The organism is Enterobacter cloacae complex sp. IR5441 (assembly GCF_049238215.1).
Lineage (GTDB): Bacteria > Pseudomonadota > Gammaproteobacteria > Enterobacterales > Enterobacteriaceae > Enterobacter > Enterobacter hormaechei_C.
Genome location: NZ_JBMKIA010000002.1, coordinates 100,061 through 116,079, shown reverse-complemented (window position 1 = coordinate 116,079; position 16,019 = coordinate 100,061). Strand labels below are relative to the sequence as shown.

General features: G+C 54.1%; 9 protein-coding genes. 3 read left to right on the top strand and 6 right to left on the bottom strand.

All coding sequences use genetic code 11. The features are described from left to right. Positions 1–72: 72 nt before the first annotated feature. The 4 genes from yfaE to ubiG all read right to left on the bottom strand — a co-directional run bounded on the left by yfaE (position 73) and on the right by ubiG (position 4,921). Positions 73–327: a class I ribonucleotide reductase maintenance protein YfaE gene (gene yfaE, locus ACOTX5_RS03265; RefSeq protein WP_003859419.1), complete on the bottom strand. Its 255-nt coding sequence runs from the start codon at positions 325–327 to the stop codon at positions 73–75. Continuing rightward, positions 327–1,457, bottom strand: a complete 1,131-nt coding sequence (nrdB, locus tag ACOTX5_RS03260; RefSeq protein ID WP_026080618.1) for a class Ia ribonucleoside-diphosphate reductase subunit beta — start codon at positions 1,455–1,457, stop codon at positions 327–329. Before nrdB ends, yfaE begins: the two co-directional genes overlap by 1 nt. Before the next feature lie 100 nt (positions 1,458–1,557). Continuing rightward, a complete protein-coding gene (gene nrdA / locus ACOTX5_RS03255) occupies positions 1,558–3,843 on the bottom strand; it encodes a class 1a ribonucleoside-diphosphate reductase subunit alpha (RefSeq protein WP_023295072.1) in 2,286 nt (761 codons plus the stop codon). Between the two features lie 349 nt (positions 3,844–4,192). Next, positions 4,193–4,921 (bottom strand): bifunctional 2-polyprenyl-6-hydroxyphenol methylase/3-demethylubiquinol 3-O-methyltransferase UbiG, encoded by a 729-nt coding sequence (gene ubiG, locus ACOTX5_RS03250; RefSeq protein WP_006811346.1) that lies wholly within the window; start codon positions 4,919–4,921, stop codon positions 4,193–4,195. Between the two features lie 146 nt (positions 4,922–5,067). Between ubiG and gyrA the strand changes: the two genes are divergently transcribed. After that, positions 5,068–7,704, top strand: coding sequence for a DNA topoisomerase (ATP-hydrolyzing) subunit A (gene gyrA / locus ACOTX5_RS03245; RefSeq protein WP_063945173.1), 2,637 nt, complete (start codon positions 5,068–5,070; stop codon positions 7,702–7,704). Between the two features lie 135 nt (positions 7,705–7,839). Next, complete coding sequence (gene rcsC, locus ACOTX5_RS03240; protein WP_017383412.1) at positions 7,840–10,686, top strand: two-component system sensor histidine kinase RcsC; 2,847 nt, start codon at positions 7,840–7,842, stop codon at positions 10,684–10,686. Positions 10,687–10,770: 84 nt separating this feature from the next. On the opposite strand, the gene rcsB is transcribed toward rcsC, so the two are convergent. Together rcsB and rcsD are read right to left on the bottom strand one after the other, a co-directional pair. Then, positions 10,771–11,421 (bottom strand): response regulator transcription factor RcsB, encoded by a 651-nt coding sequence (gene rcsB, locus ACOTX5_RS03235; RefSeq protein WP_003859405.1) that lies wholly within the window; start codon positions 11,419–11,421, stop codon positions 10,771–10,773. 16 nt (positions 11,422–11,437) lie between these two features. Beyond that, complete coding sequence (rcsD, locus tag ACOTX5_RS03230; protein WP_045910713.1) at positions 11,438–14,110, bottom strand: phosphotransferase RcsD; 2,673 nt, start codon at positions 14,108–14,110, stop codon at positions 11,438–11,440. 744 nt (positions 14,111–14,854) lie between these two features. Between rcsD and ACOTX5_RS03225 the strand changes: the two genes are divergently transcribed. Further along, complete coding sequence (locus ACOTX5_RS03225; RefSeq protein ID WP_017693024.1) at positions 14,855–15,946, top strand: porin OmpC; 1,092 nt, start codon at positions 14,855–14,857, stop codon at positions 15,944–15,946. Positions 15,947–16,019: the final 73 nt, after the last annotated feature.

The following is a 16,019-nucleotide window of genomic DNA, read 5'->3' as shown; positions in this document are numbered from 1 at the left end:
GGCGGCTGCGCCTTACCCGGCCTACGAACTGCGGTTTTGTAGGTCGGGTCAGCGAAGCGCCACCCGACATAATTACATCTCGATCTCAATATCGCCTTTTGCCCGGCAGCAGCAGGGCAAAATTTCCCCTTCGCTGATAAAGGCCAGCGGTTCGGTCAGCCAGTCTACCTGGCCTGCGACCAGACGGCAGCGGCAGGAGCCGCAGTAGCCTTCACGACACTGGTACTCTACTTCTACCTGATGCGCTTCAAGCGCCACCAGCAGAGAAGGGTGCTCTTCCTGGCACAACACCTCTGTACCAGAAAGGCTCAGCGTTACGCGGCTCATCAGAGCTGGAAATCGCTCAGGTCGTCGGTGTTGACTTCAGAATCAATCTGACCGACCAGATAAGAACTCACTTCCACTTCCTGCGGCGCAACCTGCACGTTATCGGACACCAGCCAGGTGTTGATCCACGGAATCGGGTTAGAGCGCGTCTGGAATGGCAGATCGAGACCCACAGCCTGCATGCGGATGTTAGTGATGTACTCCACGTACTGGCACAGAATGTCTTTGTTCAGGCCAATCATGGAGCCGTCGCGGAACAGGTAGTCTGCCCACTCTTTCTCCTGCTGGGCGGCCAGCACGAACAGATCGTAGCATTCCTGCTTGCACTCTTCGGCAATCGCAGCCATTTCCGGGTCGTCCGCGCCGCTGCGCAGCAGGTTCAGCATGTGCTGAGTCCCGGTCAGATGCAGGGCTTCGTCACGGGCGATCAGGCGGATGATTTTGGCGTTGCCTTCCATCAGCTTGCGCTCGGCAAAGGCGAAGGAGCAGGCGAAGCTCACGTAGAAGCGGATCGCTTCCAGCGCGTTAACGCTCATCAGGCACAGGTACAGCTGCTTTTTCAGGGCCCGCAGGTTTACGGTAATGGTTTTGCCGTTCACGTTATGCGTGCCTTCGCCCAGCAGATGCCAGTAGCTGGTCATCTCGATCAGCTCGTCGTAGTAGTGCGCAATGCCTTCCGCGCGCTTCTGGATCTGCTCGTTGGTGACGATATCGTCAAACACCACCGCCGGATCGTTCACGATGTTGCGGATGATGTGGGTGTAAGAGCGGGAGTGGATCGTCTCGGAGAACGCCCAGGTTTCTACCCAGGTTTCCAGCTCAGGAATCGAGATCAGCGGCAGCAGCGCCACGTTCGGACTACGGCCCTGAATGGAGTCCAGCAGCGTCTGGTACTTCAGGTTGCTGAGGAAGATGTGCTTTTCGTGTTCCGGCAGCGCCTGGAAATCGATACGGTCGCGGGAAACGTCAACTTCTTCCGGACGCCAGAAGAAGGAGAGTTGCTTTTCAATCAGCTTTTCGAAGATGTCATATTTTTGCTGATCGTAGCGTGCCACGTTGACCGGCTGGCCGAAGAACATCGGCTCTTTGAGCTGGTCGTTTTTCGTCTGTGAAAAGGTGGTATATGCCATTGCGGTGAGTCCTGTTGAGATTTTATTGCCCGGCGGCACTGCGTTTGCCGGGCCTACAAAACCGTAGGCCGGGTAAGCGTAGCGCCACCCGGCGAAGTGCTTAGATCTTACATGCGCCGCTTTCGCAGCCATCGTCCTGAATTGACGGCACCAGGTCGTCCTGGGCGTCTTCCGCACCATCACGGGTGTTGTGATAGTACAGCGTTTTCACGCCAAATTTGTAGGCGGTGAGCAGGTCCTTCAGCAGTTGCTGCATCGGAACCTTGCCAGACGGGAAGCGCGTTGGGTCGTAGTTGGTATTGGCAGAGATCGACTGGTCGATAAACTTCTGCATGATACCCACCAGTTGCAGATAGCCGTCGTTGTTTGGCATTTCCCACAGCAGCTCGTAGTTGTCACCCAGCGTTTCGTAATCCGGCACCACCTGACGCAGCACGCCGTCTTTCGACGCTTTGATGCTGACGTGGCCACGCGGTGGCTCAATACCGTTGGTGGCGTTGGAGATCTGCGAAGAGGTCTCGGACGGCATCAGGGCAGAGAGCGTGGAGTTACGCAGGCCGTGAGTTTTAATGGACTCGCGCAGGCCTTCCCAGTCGAGGTGCAGCGGCTCGCTGACGATCGCATCCAGGTCTTTTTTGTAGGTGTCGATCGGCAGAATGCCTTTCGCGTAGGTGGTTTCGTTGAACCACGGGCACGCGCCTTGCTCTTTCGCCAGCTCGTTAGAGGCTTTCATCAGGTAGTACTGAATCGCTTCGAACGTCTGGTGCGTCAGATTGTTGGCGCTGCCGTCGGAGTAACGCTTGCCGTTTTTCGCCAGCCAGTAGGCGAAGTTGATCACGCCGATACCTAAAGTGCGACGGCCCATTGCGCCGCGTTTTGCCGCCGGGATTGGGTAATCCTGGTAATCCAGCAGGGCGTCGAGCGCACGAACCGCCAGCACCGCCAGCTCTTCCAGCTCGTCCAGGCTCTTAATCGCACCCAGGTTGAACGCGGACAGCGTACAGAGCGCGATTTCACCGTTTTCGTCGTTCACGTCTTCCAGCGGTTTGGTCGGCAGGGCGATCTCCAGGCACAGGTTGGACTGGCGCACTGGGGCAACCACCGGATCGAACGGGCTGTGGGTGTTGCAGTGGTCAACGTTCTGGATGTAGATACGGCCGGTAGAAGCACGTTCCTGCATCATCAGGGAGAACAGATCGACCGCTTTCACGCGCTGCTTGCGGATGCTGTCGTCTTTTTCATATTTGGTGTACAGACGCTCGAATTCGTCCTGATCGGCGAAGAAGGCGTCGTACAGACCCGGGACGTCGGACGGGCTGAACAGGGTGATGTCTTCCCCTTTCAGCAGACGGGTGTACATCAGCTTGTTGATCTGCACGCCGTAGTCCATGTGACGCACGCGGTTGCCTTCCACGCCGCGGTTGTTTTTCAGAACCAGCAGGCTTTCCACTTCCAGGTGCCACATCGGGTAGAACAGGGTCGCTGCACCACCACGCACGCCGCCCTGAGAGCAGGATTTTACTGCCGTCTGGAAGTGCTTGTAGAACGGAATACAGCCGGTGTGGAACGCTTCACCGCCGCGGATTGGGCTGCCCAGCGCACGGATACGGCCGGCGTTGATGCCGATACCGGCACGCTGGGAGACGTATTTCACGATGGCGCTGGAGGTCGCGTTGATAGAATCCAGGCTGTCACCACACTCGATCAGTACGCAGGAGCTGAACTGGCGGGTAGGGGTACGCACGCCAGACATGATTGGCGTAGGCAGAGAAATCTTGAACGTAGAGACCGCATCGTAGAAACGCTTCACGTAGTCCAGACGGGTTTCACGCGGGTAATTAGAGAACAGGCAGGCGGCCACCAGAATATAGAGGAACTGGGCGCTCTCGTAGATTTCGCCCGTCACACGGTTCTGAACCAGGTATTTGCCTTCGAGCTGCTTCACCGCCGCGTAGGAGAAGTTCATGTCGCGCCAGTGATCGATAAACCCGTTCATCTGCTCGAACTCTTCTTCCGTATAGTCTTCCAGCAGATGCGTGTCGTATTTGCCCAGCTCGACCATTTTCACTACGTGATCGTAAAGCTTCGGCGGCTCGAACTGGCCGTAGGCTTTTTTACGCAGGTGGAAAATCGCCAGACGCGCAGCGAGGTACTGATAATCCGGTGCGTCGCGGGAGATCAGATCTGCCGCGGCTTTGATAATGGTTTCGTGGATATCAGACGTTTTGATGCCGTCGTAGAACTGAATGTGAGAACGCAGTTCAACCTGGGAGATAGATACGTTGTTCAGTCCTTCTGCTGCCCAGTCGAGAACTCGATGGATTTTGTCCAGATTGATACGCTCGGTGGTACCGTCGCGCTTTGTCACCAGCAGACTCTGATTCATGTGGGTTTTTACCTGTCCGTGAAATAAAAAAATATCCCCCGCTTATCCACAGAACCGTCTTGTGACTAACTCTGTGGATAAATACTACATATAGGGGTTTTGCGATAAGAAGAACGCTATATGGTGAGTATTCTAGTATCGAATCTTTTCAGCACAAGGGTTGATTTTGACGTTAAATTGAGGTTGTGAAAGGGTAAAAAAGGCTAAGTCCTCGTGCCGTAAGGCCTGGAAGAGATGTCAATAATTAAGAAAAAAAATTCAAAATTTGATCGAGTGCTGATTTCTTCAACGGGAGGTCAGAATTGCGCAACATGATGTCGCGCAATCATTATAAGAATAACGGATGACGTTAGTCGTTTTTGGCGGTTGTGTGCAACATATAGTTAACATCCACACCTGGGGCAAGTTTGAATTTATCCGTCAGCGGATTGTAGTGCAGACCCGTCATGTGCTGCTCCTTAAGCCATGTCTGGTCAACCCAGCCCAGCAGTTCGGCAGGCTTGATGAACTTCTTCACGTCGTGCGTCCCTTTCGGCACCATGCGCAGCACGTATTCCGCGCCTACCACGGCCATCAGCCAGGCTTTGCCGTTGCGGTTGATGGTCGAGAAGAAGACCTGTCCACCCGGTTTCACCAGTTTTGCACAGGCGCTGACCACAGACTGCGGATCGGGAACGTGCTCCAGCATCTCCATGCAGGTCACCACGTCATACTGGTGCGCATGTTTTGCCGCGTGCTCTTCCACGGTTTCCTGGACATATTCTACCTGTACGCCGGACTCCAGCGCATGAAGACGCGCAACCTGTAGAGGTTCGAAGCCCATGTCCAGACCGGTGACGGTGGCCCCTTCACGCGCCATACTTTCCGCCAGGATGCCGCCGCCGCAGCCGACGTCGAGCACTTTCTTACCGAACAGACCGCCGGAACGCTCCGCGATATAGCCCAGACGCAGCGGGTTAATACGATGCAGAGGTTTGAACTCACCTTCGAGATCCCACCAGCGGGACGCCACCGCTTCAAATTTGGCAATCTCTTCGTGGTCAACGTTGTGAGCCACCGGGGATTTTTCGGCATTCATGGGCGCTTTTACTCCTTATTTAGCAAGACAAATGAGTATATCAGGCAATCCCTGTGAATAAAGCGTATAGGTTTACCTGTATCACCGCGGCTGTGTTATAATTTGCGACCTTTGAATCCGGGATACAGTAGAGGGATAGCGGTTAGATGAGCGACCTTGCGAGAGAAATTACACCGGTTAACATCGAGGAAGAGCTGAAAAGCTCCTATCTGGACTATGCGATGTCGGTCATTGTTGGCCGTGCGCTGCCGGACGTCCGCGATGGCCTGAAGCCGGTACACCGTCGCGTACTATACGCCATGAACGTATTGGGCAATGACTGGAATAAAGCCTACAAAAAATCTGCCCGTGTCGTTGGTGACGTAATCGGTAAATACCATCCTCATGGTGATATCGCGGTGTACGACACCATTGTCCGTATGGCGCAGCCCTTCTCGCTGCGTTACATGCTGGTAGATGGTCAGGGTAACTTTGGTTCTATCGACGGCGACTCCGCCGCGGCAATGCGTTATACGGAAATCCGTCTGGCGAAGATTGCCCATGAGCTGATGGCTGACCTGGAAAAAGAGACGGTTGATTTCGTTGATAACTACGACGGCACGGAAAAAATTCCTGACGTTATGCCAACGAAGATCCCAAACCTGCTGGTGAACGGTTCGTCCGGTATCGCCGTCGGTATGGCAACCAACATTCCACCGCACAATATCACGGAAGTGATCAACGGCTGCCTGGCCTACATTGACGATGAAGACATCAGCATTGAAGGGCTGATGGAACACATCCCGGGCCCGGACTTCCCGACGGCGGCAATCATCAATGGCCGTCGCGGTATTGAAGAAGCGTACCGCACCGGTCGCGGCAAGATTTACATCCGTGCCCGCGCCGAAGTGGAAGCGGACGCTAAAACCGGCCGTGAAACCATTATTGTTCACGAGATCCCGTATCAGGTGAACAAAGCGCGACTGATTGAAAAAATCGCCGAGCTGGTAAAAGAAAAACGCGTTGAAGGCATCAGCGCGCTGCGTGACGAGTCTGATAAAGACGGTATGCGCATCGTGATTGAAATCAAGCGCGACGCGGTGGGTGAAGTTGTGCTGAACAACCTTTACTCCCAGACTCAGCTTCAGGTCTCCTTCGGTATCAACATGGTTGCGCTGCACCATGGCCAGCCGAAGATCATGAACCTGAAAGAGATCCTGAGCGCGTTCGTGCGTCACCGCCGTGAAGTGGTGACCCGTCGTACCATCTTCGAACTGCGCAAAGCGCGCGACCGTGCCCATATCCTTGAAGCACTGGCCGTTGCGCTGGCGAACATCGACCCGATCATCGAGCTGATCCGCCGTGCGCCGACGCCGGCAGAAGCGAAGGCGTCGCTGGTTGCGCGTCCATGGGATCTGGGCAACGTGGCGGCAATGCTGGAACGTGCCGGTGATGACGCTGCGCGTCCTGAGTGGCTGGAACCGGAATTCGGCGTGCGTGACGGTCAGTACTACCTGACTGAACAGCAGGCCCAGGCGATTCTGGATCTGCGTTTGCAGAAACTGACCGGCCTTGAGCATGAAAAACTGCTCGACGAGTACAAAGAGCTGCTGGAGCAGATTGCCGAGCTGCTGCATATCCTGGGTAGCGCAGAGCGCCTGATGGAAGTGATCCGTGAAGAGCTGGAGCTGGTTCGCGATCAGTTCGGCGACGAGCGTCGCACCGAAATCACGGCCAACAGCTCTGATATCAACATTGAAGATCTGATCAACCGCGAAGACGTGGTAGTGACGCTGTCTCACCAGGGCTACGTGAAGTATCAGCCGTTGACCGACTACGAAGCACAGCGTCGTGGCGGTAAAGGCAAATCTGCGGCGCGTATTAAAGAAGAAGACTTCATTGACCGTCTGCTGGTGGCCAACACCCACGACACGATCCTCTGCTTCTCCAGCCGGGGCCGTCTGTACTGGATGAAAGTCTATCAGCTGCCGGAAGCGAGCCGTGGCGCGCGGGGTCGTCCTATCGTCAACCTGCTGCCGCTGGAAGCGAACGAACGTATCACCGCTATTCTGCCGGTACGCGAGTACGAAGAGGGCGTGAACGTCTTTATGGCGACCGCGAGCGGTACCGTGAAGAAAACCGCGCTGACCGAGTTCAGCCGTCCACGTTCTGCCGGGATCATCGCGGTGAACCTGAACGAAGGCGATGAGCTGATCGGCGTGGATCTGACCTCCGGTTCCGATGAAGTGATGCTGTTCTCTGCCGCCGGTAAAGTGGTGCGCTTTAAAGAGAACGCCGTGCGCGCAATGGGTCGTACGGCGACCGGCGTGCGTGGTATCAAGCTGGCGGGTGAAGACAGCGTGGTTTCCCTGATCGTTCCGCGTGGCGAAGGCGCAATCCTGACCGTCACCCAGAACGGCTACGGTAAACGTACGGCGGAAAGCGAATACCCGACCAAGTCACGCGGCACGCAGGGCGTTATCTCCATCAAAGTGACCGAGCGCAACGGTTCCGTTGTTGGCGCGGTGCAGGTGGACGACGCGGACCAGATCATGATGATCACCGATGCCGGTACGCTGGTGCGTACCCGCGTGTCTGAGATCAGCGTGGTGGGTCGTAACACCCAGGGCGTTATCCTCATCCGCACTGCGGAAGATGAAAACGTCGTCGGTCTGCAACGCGTTGCTGAGCCGGTGGATGACGAAGAGCTCGACTCTATCGACGGCAGCGCTGCGGAAGGGGATGATGAAATCGCCCCGGAAGCGGACACCGATGATGAAGTAGCGGATGACGCTGACGAGTAACGTCTCCTGACGCATAAAGGGCCGGTTTCCGGCCCTTTTGTTTTGCGCAAGCAGACAAGTGAACGTTGCGACAAGCCGCGTTTACCGCTACCTTAACCACATTCTTTTTGACCCCGACGGCGGAGCCTCGCCCCTTTGAAATACCTCGTCTCCTTTCGTACCACGTTAAAAGTCTCTCGCTATCTGTTTCGGGCGCTTGCGCTACTGCTATGGTTGCTGGTGGCACTGCTCTCGGTGTTTTACATCGTTAACGCGTTACACCAGAAAGAAGCGGAGATCCGCCAGGAGTTTAACTTAAGCTCGGATCAGGCTCAGCGCTATATCCAGCGCACGTCTGACGTGATGAAAGAGCTTAAGTATATTGCTGAGAATCGACTCACGGCGGAGAACGGCATTCTTGCTATCCGCGGTCGGGATGAAAAAACCGAAGTACCTGATTTCGAACCTCTCTTCCCGGACTCCGATTGTTCCGCCATGGGCAAAGCCTGGCGTGGTTCACTGGAGTCCCTGTCATGGTTTATGCGCTACTGGCGCGATAATTTCTCGGCCGCCTACGATCTGAACCGTGTCTACCTGATTGGCAACGAAAATCTCTGCATGGCGGATTTCGGCCTGCGGGATATGCCCGTCGAACGCGAAGACGCGCTGAAAAGTCTGCATGAGCGTATAGTGAAATACCGCAATGCGCCTCAGGAAGAGCGCGGGAACAACATCTTCTGGATAAGCCAGGGGCCGCGCATGGGCGTCGGCTATTTCTATGCCCTGACTCCGGTTTACCTCGGAAACCGCCTGCAAGCGCTGCTGGGGATTGAACAAACCATCCGCATGGAAAACTTCTTCACGCCGGGCAGTCTGCCGATGGGCGTGACTATTCTGGATGAAAACGGCCATCCGCTCATCTCCCTTACCGGGCCTGAAAACCGCCTGAAGGTGGAGCCCAGCTGGATGCAGGAGCGGTCATGGTTTGGCTATACCTCCGGGTTCCGCGAGCTGGTGCTGAAGAAAAGTTTACCGCCATCGTCGCTGAGCATTGTCTACTCGCTGCCGGTGGACAAGGTCCTGGAGCGCATTCGCATCCTGATACTTAACGCCATTTTGCTGAACATCGCGGTAGGCGTCGCGCTGTTTATGCTGGCGAGAATGTATGAGCGGCGGATCTTTATTCCGGCGGAAGCGGATGCTCAGCGTCTGGAAGAGCATGAGCAGTTTAACCGTAAAATTGTCGCCTCGGCGCCGGTGGGGATCTGCATCCTGCGTACTCAGGACGGGACAAATATCCTCAGTAATGAGCTTGCCCATAACTACCTGAACATGCTCACGCATGAAGACCGCCAGCGGTTAACGCAGATCATCTGCGGTCAGCAGGTTAACTTTGTGGATGTGCTGACCAGCACCCATACCAACCTGCAAATCAGCTTCGTCCATTCTCGCTACCGCAATGAAAACGTGGCCATTTGCGTGCTAGTGGACGTCTCTGCGCGCGTGAAAATGGAAGAGTCATTGCAGGATATGGCGCAGGCGGCGGAGCAGGCCAGTCAGTCGAAATCGATGTTCCTCGCGACCGTCAGCCATGAGCTGCGAACGCCGCTGTACGGCATTATCGGTAACCTCGACCTGCTCCAGACCAAAGAGCTGCCGAAAGGGGTCGACCGGCTGGTGACGGCCATGAACAACTCGTCCAGCCTGTTGCTGAAAATCATCAGCGATATTCTCGATTTCTCTAAAATTGAATCCGAGCAGTTGAAAATAGAGCCGCGCGAGTTCTCCCCGCGCGAAGTGATGAACCATATCTGCGCTAACTACCTGCCGCTGGTGGTGCGTAAACAGCTTGGGCTGTACTGCTTTATCGAGCCGGATGTGCCGCTGACGCTGCATGGCGATCCGATGCGTCTGCAACAGGTCATCTCAAACCTGCTGAGCAACGCCATCAAATTCACCGATATCGGCTGTATTGTGCTGCACGTCTGTCGGGCAGGGGAGTACCTGACCATTCGCGTGCGCGACACGGGTGTTGGCATTCCGGCGAAAGAGGTCGTTCGCCTGTTCGATCCGTTCTTCCAGGTGGGAACCGGCGTCCAGCGTAATTTCCAGGGGACCGGGCTAGGTCTGGCGATTTGCGAGAAGCTTATCAGTATGATGGATGGAGATATCTCCGTCGATACAGAGCCAGGCATGGGCAGCCAGTTCACCATTCGTATTCCGCTCTATTCGGCGCACTATCCGGCGAAAACCACCGTCGACGGGCTGAGCGATAAGCACTGCTGGCTGGCGGTGCACAACGCCTCCTTACATGATTTCCTGACCTCGATGCTGACCAGCAGCGGCGTGCGGGTTTCACGCTACGAAGGCCAGACGCCGGACGCGGATGACATGCTGATCACCGACGTTGAGCCGGAGCAGGCGTGGGCGGGGCGGGGCGTAGTGATGTTCTGCCGCCGTCATATCGGTATTCCGCTTGAGCGTTCGCCTGGGGTATGGGTGCACAGCGTGGCGACACCGCACGAGCTGCTGGGCTTGCTGGCGCGTATTTACAGCGTGCAGCTTGAGGACAGCGACGGCGCCACCGTGCTGGCTTCCCCTGATGAGCTGGCGTCGGTGAACGACGATATGATGATTCTGGTCGTCGACGATCATCCGATTAACCGTCGTCTGCTCGCAGATCAGCTTGGCTCTCTGGGCTATCAGTGTAAAACGGCCAATGATGGCGTGGATGCCCTGAATGTCTTAAGTAAGAACCATATTGATATTGTGCTCAGCGATGTGAACATGCCTAACATGGACGGCTACCGTCTGACGCAGCGTATTCGACAGCTGGGGCTGACGCTGCCGGTGGTGGGGGTGACAGCCAACGCGCTGGCGGAGGAGAAGCAGCGCTGTCTGGAGTCGGGAATGGACAGCTGCCTGTCGAAGCCGGTCACGCTGGATGTACTGAAGCAGACGCTATCCGTGTATGCGGAGCGGGTACGAAAAGCGAGACAATAAAAAAGGCCCGAAAGGGCCTTTTTTATTTCTCCGGCGGCTGTAGGCCGGGTAAGCGCGAGCGCCACCCGGCGTAGACAGCGAAGATCAATCTTTGTCCGTTGCGCTCAGCGTCACGGAAGAGAGATAGTTCAGCAGGGCGATATCGTTATCCACACCCAGCTTCATCATCGCGGATTTTTTCTGGCTACTGATGGTTTTAATACTGCGGTTCAGCTTTTTGGCGATTTCAGTGACCAGGAAACCTTCAGCGAACAGACGCAGAACTTCACTCTCTTTAGGCGAGAGACGCTTGTCGCCATAGCCACCCGCACTGATTTTTTCAAGCAGGCGTGAGACGCTCTCAGGAGTGAATTTTTTCCCTTTCTGTAGCGCCGCCAGCGCTTTTGGCAGATCGGTAGGTGCGCCTTGTTTCAGCACAATCCCTTCAATATCGAGATCCAGAACGGCGCTCAAGATCGCCGGGTTATTGTTCATGGTCAGAACAATGATCGAAATGTCCGGGAAGTGGCGTTTAATGTATTTGATGAGCGTGATCCCATCACCGTACTTATCTCCAGGCATGGAGAGATCGGTAATGAGCACGTGCGCATCAAGTTTAGGCAGATTGTTAATGAGGGCTGTGGAATCTTCAAATTCACCGACTACATTCACCCACTCGATCTGTTCAAGTGATTTGCGAATACCGAACAGTACAATCGGATGGTCATCGGCAATAATTACGTTCATATTGTTCATGTATAAGGCTACCTTGCTACAGCAAGCTCTTGACGTAAGCGTCAATGTCGCTGATGTATTTTTCAATGCCAGAGGCATCTTTCTCACGAATTAGATGTTCCAGCGTTTCACATAACTGCTTGCCGGGAACCAGATTAAGCATGGCAAACACCCCTTTAAGCCGGTGTGCTGTCTGTGCCAGCGCTGCAAAATCCTGCGCAGCGGACTCAGTATACAACCGCTTAACATCATCTGGTACTGTATCAACGAAGAGCGAATAATATCCGCTGGCATGGAGTTCGGCATTTTCATCGCCGCCTAACGGTGACTCCAGGATCTCTTCCTGCGCCAGATTCTCTTCAATCAGTTGTAATACAGCTTCCTGCATTGCATTGCTCATATTAAAGTTGACGCGCAGCTGCCCAGGGCCGATTTTACGCACGCCTGGCTCATCATCGCTTAAAAGCAAGCCTGAGGCAGTAAGATTAGACGGATTATCAGTTAAAAATAGATCAAATTCTTGACTCGCGAGCCTTTCGTCCGGGGTAATGCAGGACGCCCCCCAGTTTTCCAGCTGACGAACGACGATATTACGGATCTCACTGGAGGTCACATCCACCATCACCACCACATCGTCCAGCAGACGCTCTTCATCCTCTTCCTGGGGATTCGCCGCCATTTTCACGTGTAAAGAGTAGCGGGTGCCGAGGGATTCGCGGGCCTTAATGTTCAGATGACCGCCCAGCTTACGCGCCAGCTGATCGCAAAGCCAGAAGGTGAGGGCATTCGCCTTGCCGTAGTGGTCGCGCTGGGTATCGTTCAGGAACGGGAAGTGCAGGTTATCAATTTCGCTCACTGTGACGCCTTCGCCCGTATCCAGAATGCGGAACGTCAGACGATCGTCGGTGGACTCATCGGTGCTGACTTCAAGGGTGATCTTGCCGATCTGCGTCGTGGTGACGGCATACTGTATCAACATCATCAGGATGCGACGCAGGGCATCGCGATCGCCGTGACGTTCGTCGTTGGCCGGTAAATGGTTGTTGATCAGCAGCTGGAGTCCCTTGCGCTTGATCACCGGCAGGACTTCCGGCACCACCTCATCAATCAGGTCCTGGATGGAGAAGAGCGTAGGGGTGCCCTTCCAGATGTCATTTTCCAGCATGTTCGCAAGCTGGATTTCGTCCACCAGACGAACCAGGGAGTCGGCCTGGCTGCTGAGCTGTCGGCTTTCCGGCGTGCTCAGATCAGCAATCTGCGTGGCGAGTGACTTCAACGGTTGTTTAAAGGCATCGCCAATATTTTGCATAAACGCCGCGCGGCCATGTTGGTTTTTCTCGTACAGCCTTTGCGCCTGCTTGAGCTTTTTATTCACCAGCACTTCGCGATCCTGATCGCGAATGATGAAGATTTGCGTGCGCGAGGCGACCTGACTGCGGAACTGACGGATCTCATACAGTTCATTATTAACGGTGGCCTGAATAACGCCCTGGTGCTGGTCCGCCATGGCCGTAATATTTTGCAGGTTAAGATGCGGCAGAAGGTGATCGGCAATTTTATTGCTCATTACCGTGCGGTTAGCCTCCTGGTCGTGAACGAGCACCCCAAGCGGCAGCACGGAAATAATCTCTTCATTCAGGGCACGAAGAATGCGCAACTCGTTGCTGGTCCCGGCTGATACCGACGTCGAGTCGCTCTGGCGGCCCGACTGGAAACGGAAGGTGCTGTAGCCAAACAGCGCCAGCGCCAGCAGGCCAATATTCAGCAACAGCGGCAGCAGAATGTTTTGCAGAGTATCAAGCATCAGGGTGCCAAAAGGCACCTGCCACACCAGACGCATACCGGTTGAGTTGAGCGATGAGGCAATCTCAATCTTTGAGCCATTAAAGGAGATCGCTACGCTGTCCGCGCCTTCTTTATCCGACGGCGTGCGCATATTTTGGGTGCTGTTGTCTGGCTCCAGACGGAAACTGTCCAGCGGCATATCCGGTGGGATGAGATCGTTAATCGGCAGGTCGAAGGCAACCACGGTCGCCAGATGGCCCGGCTGGTTAAAGGTAGTTCGCAGCGTAAAGTAGTGGCCATTCTGCCAGGCAAGACGGCGTAGTGACGAGAAACTTTCTCGCTCGTCCAGCGCGTTGGCCTGTTGCAGCATTTCTGCCCGACGGGAATCCACAATACTGCCAACGGTGGTCTCTTTAAAGCCGGACGAAAGATCCTTAAGCGGCAGGGTCGAGATCAGGATCATGCTGTTGTCCTGCCCGTTCAGGTAATACATTGACCACGGTACGGTCTCGGCGCCCCACAGGGTGTCCAGATAGGAGGAGATCCGCTGCGTCATCTCAAGCGTTGCGCTGTCGTGCGAGCCGAAAATCAGGGCTTCCGTCTTGCGCTGCGGTTTTTCAAGGTAATACACATCCTGCTTAAGGCGCGTTTCCTGCAACCCTTCGCCTGACGAGGTGGCAGGCGCGGCAGCGATATTGTCGTAGATTTGCCAGGTCGCATAGCGCCACGTATCAATGCGCTTATGCACCGCATGGGTGATATCGACGATTTGATAGCTTTTATCTTTAAGCCAGGTATTAACGGCGCTCTGAACCATCACCCCCATTGTGACTAACAGCACAACGATCAACAGAAGAAAGAAACGGGTGATGCTGCCCGGTAGAAGGGAGAATTTGCTCGGGGCGGTAATTTCAGTCTGACTCATCGATGTGTTTAACCCGTAATGGCCGCGCGGTAATGGGATAGGGCAGTATAAAGGGTAATAACTGAATTTCCAGCGTCGTTAACGGTATGACCTTGACTTTTTATCCGGGTAACCGGCTTCAACGTCCCCGGATGAAAGGTGTACAAAACCCCGTGAAATGTATAAATACGCGATCGCACCGGCAGGAAAATAGCACGAATAAACAAGAAATTAATTTCAATAGCATAAAAAAGAATTCAGCGAAAGCCGGATGCTGGATTTAGTTAATAGTCGTTATCATTTCTGAGGGGTAGCACATAAAATGTAGGCTGACGTAAAGAAAGGTAAAAAAAAACCGAATGCGAAGCATCCGGTTCAATTAGGGATAAACAGACATTCAGAACTGAATGACGGTAATAAATAAAGTTAATGATGATAGCGAGAGTTATTTTAGTGGTGTTGAAGGGAATTTTTTTGTCATTCAGTGCTGTACCGTTTTTTAAGCTAATCACTTGTATTAAATAGAATATATTTTTGTTTTGATTATCCGTGCTATATTTTTAAACTATTTATGCTCTGTAAAAGTTCCTTCAAATTTACAAATTGAAACATGTTGATGGTAAAGTGAAACATCTTCAAAGTTTTCGTATCATATTCCTGTTGGATTATTCTGCATTTTTGAGGAGAATGAACTTGCCGACTGGTAAAGAGGGTTGACCAGTAAGCAGTGGTAAATAATAAGGCATATAACAGAGGGTTAATAAAATGAAAGTTAAAGTACTGTCCCTCCTGGTACCAGCTCTGCTGGTGGCAGGCGCAGCAAATGCGGCTGAAATTTATAACAAAGACGGCAACAAATTAGATCTGTACGGTAAAGTGGATGGTCTGCACTATTTCTCTGATGACGACAGTGCAGACGGCGACCAGACCTACATGCGTCTGGGCTTCAAAGGCGAAACTCAGGTTAACGACCAGCTGACCGGTTACGGCCAGTGGGAATACCAGATCCAGGGTAACTCTGGTGAGAACGAAAACAACTCATGGACGCGTGTGGCGTTCGCAGGTCTGAAATTCGCGGATGCGGGTTCATTCGACTACGGTCGTAACTACGGCGTTGTTTACGATGTGACTTCATGGACCGACGTTCTGCCGGAATTCGGCGGCGATACCTACGGTTCTGACAACTTCATGCAGCAGCGTGGTAACGGCTTCGCGACCTACCGTAACCAGGACTTCTTCGGTCTGGTTGATGGTCTGAACTTCGCGTTGCAGTACCAGGGTAAAAACGGCAGCCCAAGCGGCGAAGGCCAGACCAACAACGGTCGTGAGGCACTGCGTCAGAACGGTGATGGCTACGGTGGCTCTCTGACCTACGATCTGGGCGAAGGCTTCGCACTCGGTACGGCGGTCACCAGCTCTAAACGTACTGATGACCAGAACGCCATGGCCTACGGTAACGGCGATCGTGCTGAGACCTACACCGGTGGTCTGAAATATGACGCGAACAACATCTACCTGGCTGCACAGTATACTCAGACTTACAACGCGACCCGTGCGGGCGACCTGGGCTGGGCTAACAAAGCGCAGAACTTCGAAGTGGTTGCGCAGTATCAGTTCGACTTCGGTCTGCGTCCATCCGTGGCGTACCTGCAATCTAAAGGTAAGGACCTGGAAAACGGCTACGGCGACCAGGATCTGCTGAAATATGTTGATGTTGGCGCGACTTACTACTTCAACAAAAACATGTCCACCTACGTTGATTACAAAATCAACCTGGTTGATGAGAACGACTTCACTCGCGCAGCAGGTATCGGTACTGACGATATCGTCGCGCTGGGTCTGGTTTACCAGTTCTAATTGCTCATACAGCGACAAAGGGGCCATCAGGCCCCTTTTTTCATGCTTTTTTAGGGTCTTACAAATACGCTGT